The sequence below is a fragment of the Candidatus Cloacimonadota bacterium genome, from assembly GCA_034661015.1.
Taxonomy (GTDB): domain Bacteria; phylum Cloacimonadota; class Cloacimonadia; order JGIOTU-2; family JGIOTU-2; genus JAYEKN01.
The window spans coordinates 31366-34517 of sequence record JAYEKN010000232.1 but is presented as its reverse complement, the minus strand read 5'-3'; the positions used below and the strand labels follow the sequence as shown (position 1 = coordinate 34517).

Sequence of the window (3152 nt, the reverse complement as noted above, 5' to 3'; positions counted from 1 at the left end):
GAGGACTTTTGCTGTTTAAAAAGTCCGAAGGATCTTGTTTAAGATATCATTGTGTATTCCCGGGAGATTCTTCACTTTGTTCAGAATGACACGGTGGATTTTTGAGAACTGCTGCAAAATAATGAATAATTAATAATGGAATACGGAATACGGAAAATGGAAAAAACTAAAAAAACTCGAGTCGCGTCATTCTTTTCGACACGACTCGGGTTTTTTCTCCCCGTAAGCAGACTGGAGTTCAGACGGTTCTTTTTCCGACTGGACTTCAGAATGCACAAAACAATGAATAATGAATAATGAATAATGTAAAATTTAAAATGTAAAATGTAAAATGTAAAATGACCACGAAATACACGAAATACACGAAAGTCCCCATATTTCTCGTTCCCAGATATTCCAATTTTCTCGTTCCCAAGCCTTCCCATTTTCTCGTTCCCAAGCCTTCCCATTTTCTCGTTCCCAAGCCCTCCAATTTTCTCGTTCCCAAGCCCCAGCTTGGGAACGCCTTTGCTTCAAGCCCCTGCTTGAAGAGAACAAAACTCATATTTTCTTTTTCAAAACAGCACAACGGAACGCTTTGGAAAAGCGTAATACGCCTACTCCCCAAAACGCTTTGGAAGAGCGTAATACGTATTCTTTTTTTTCCAAAAAGAATATCGTAAGTTTTACCCACAGTTGATCAGTCAGCAGACAGAGTAAACAACTGTGGGCTTCTGACTAACTTACGTGTTAATGGTTAGAGAAATATGATAGAAGCCCACGATTTTAATCGTGGGTTTACACAGATTGCACAGATTACACGGAAAAAATTTCCAATTTTCAATCTCCACCCTCTATTTTGAATAAGCACTTTTTAAATAAGCACTTTCGATCTATCCGATACTCAATTGACATAATTGAGTTACTTGACGGAAAAAATTCTTTCGATGGGTTATAGAAACTTATTTTAATGAAATAGAACGAATTGGAATACAAATTGTAATAGGTAACTACATGAACGAAAAAGTAACGGATATTGTTTTTAAAAAATTTAGCAAGCTTGTTTATGAAAAATCAGGCATAAACCTTACTGATAAGAAAAAAGCCTTGTTTCAATCTCGCGTAAAAAAAATTATGCGGAGTAAGGGAATTGAGAAATACAGTGATTATTATAAATTTCTCGCAGGAGATGAGACTGGTCGGGAATTAATCATTTTTATAGATAGAATTTCCACAAACGTAACTTCATTTTTTCGAGGTAATGCCCATTTTGTATTTGTTCGGGATCATTGGGTTGACGAGTGGAGAGAAATGAATAAAAATATTCCACCCGGAAAGAGAGAAATAAATATTTGGAGTGCTGGTTGTTCAAAAGGTGCAGAATCATATTCCCTTGGAATTGTTCTGTTGGAAAATTTAGACCCTTCCGAATATCGAAGTATAAAAATATTTTCCAGTGATATTTCCAAAGACTCCCTTGCTTATGCCACAAAAGCTGTTTATACAACAAAAGAGGTAAAAGATGTTCCCTCTTATCTTTTGCATAAATATTTTTATAAAGGTAAAAATAAATCCAGCGGTTTTGTTAAGGTTAAAGAAAATCTTAGAAGCATAGTGGAGTTTCAATATTTTAATTTGATGGATAATTTTTCTCCGATTCACAAAACGTTTGATTTGATTTTCTGCAGAAATACGATGATTTATTTTGATAAACCAACCAAGCAAAAATTAGTAAACAAATATTATAAAAAATTAAAAAATTATGGATATTTCTTTACAGGCCATTCGGAAAGTTTAGGAATCATTAAACATGATTTTTTTCAGATCCAGCCTTCTCTCTATCAGAAGAGGCTTAAAAGTTAACATCGGTGTTACTCGAATGAACAACAGAAAACGCAGAAGCAAGACTTCCGAAAGCATTCGGAAGGACAAATATTCTTTCTCTGTGATTTCGTGTAGTCTGTGATAAAACCGATGGGAAAGTGAGGCTCATTTTGGGCAAGATTATTGTTGGTGTTGCTGATATGCAAATTTCGGATAATTCCGAAGATGAAATTATTACATATTCGCTCGGTTCTTGTCTGGGATTAATAATTTTTGATCCGGTAGCAAAAGTGGGTGGTATGGTTCACGCCATGTTGCCAGACTCAAAAATTCAACTGGGCAGAGTGCTAGAAAATCCCTACAAATTTATTGATACGGGCATTCCCCTGCTATTTAAAACAGCATATAAACTTGGAGCAAAAAAGAGCAGAATAATTGTAAAAGCCGCAGGTTGTGGACGAGTTTTAAACGACTCAAATCTTTTTAATATCGGAAAAAGAAATGAAGCAGCTATTAGAAAACTATTATGGAAAAACAATGTTCTTCTAAAGAAAAGTGATTTTGGTGGAAATAAAAGCAGAACAATTACCCTCAGCCTTAAAACCGGCGAACTCTCTGTAAGAGTCGGTAGGGAAGGCACAACGGTTTTGTAGAAACGGTAATTGATCATGCAGGATTAGGACACAGATGAACGCTGAAAAAACCGATATGCAGGTAAAGGATAGGACACAGATGAACGCTGAAAAAACCGATTTACGCAGATTACAGACCTCTAAAAAATTTTATAAAATTTGCTGAAATTTCGGACTTATTATGTATATTATCTCAAATTTTTACAACTCATCCCCTAGCCCCTTCTCTTCAAAAAGAAGGGGGACAGCCCCCTCTTTTTTCAAGAGAGGGGGTTTGGGGGTGAGTTTAAATGCGTGTAATTTTTACTACTCCCAGTGTCCACTTTTTGTGCTATCAACGTATATTTATAGAGATAAAGCAGTTTTACAGTTTCTTTTTTTGAGATCTCGATTTAAATATTATTGTAAAAAATTAATCAGTGCTTGCCCTGCTTGCCCAATGAAATCTTTTTTATTTTTTATTTCATCGTGGGTGGAATGTTTTTGCATTTATATTCCACTTGGGGTTCATCAGCTCGATCAGTGCTTGCCTTGTGGAATGTTTTTGCATTTATATTCCACTTGGGGTTTATCAGCGTCGAATCTTAGCGCGTCGAATAATTATTATGGAAATTGATGACATTATTAAAAAAGTGGATAGGTTAAAGCAATTTTCATTAACATATATGAAAGTTAAGAAAATGCTCGCCGATCCATATGTTGCCTCCAAAAAGATAG

3 protein-coding genes are annotated in these 3152 nt (G+C 35.3%); 2 read left to right on the top strand and 1 reads right to left on the bottom strand.

All coding sequences use genetic code 11. From position 1 onward, the window contains the following. Positions 1-265: 265 nt before the first annotated feature. Entirely contained in the window at positions 266-544 is a 279-nt protein-coding gene (locus U9P79_08805; protein ID MEA2104719.1) for a hypothetical protein, read from the bottom strand. A gap of 449 nt (positions 545-993) precedes the next feature. On the opposite strand from U9P79_08805, the gene U9P79_08800 reads away from it, so the two are divergent. Both U9P79_08800 and U9P79_08795 read left to right on the top strand, forming a co-directional pair. Continuing rightward, complete coding sequence (locus U9P79_08800) at positions 994-1842, top strand: protein-glutamate O-methyltransferase CheR (GenBank protein ID MEA2104718.1); 849 nt, start codon at positions 994-996, stop codon at positions 1840-1842. A gap of 131 nt (positions 1843-1973) precedes the next feature. Next, complete coding sequence (locus U9P79_08795) at positions 1974-2456, top strand: chemotaxis protein CheD (protein MEA2104717.1); 483 nt, start codon at positions 1974-1976, stop codon at positions 2454-2456. Positions 2457-3152 lie beyond the last annotated feature (696 nt).

Coding starts and splice junctions, on each gene's coding strand:
- U9P79_08805 (MEA2104719.1), bottom strand. CDS start 544: ATGAGTTTTGTTCTCTTCAAGCAGGGGCTTGAAGCAAAGGCGTTCCCA.
- U9P79_08800 (MEA2104718.1), top strand. CDS start 994: ATGAACGAAAAAGTAACGGATATTGTTTTTAAAAAATTTAGCAAGCTT.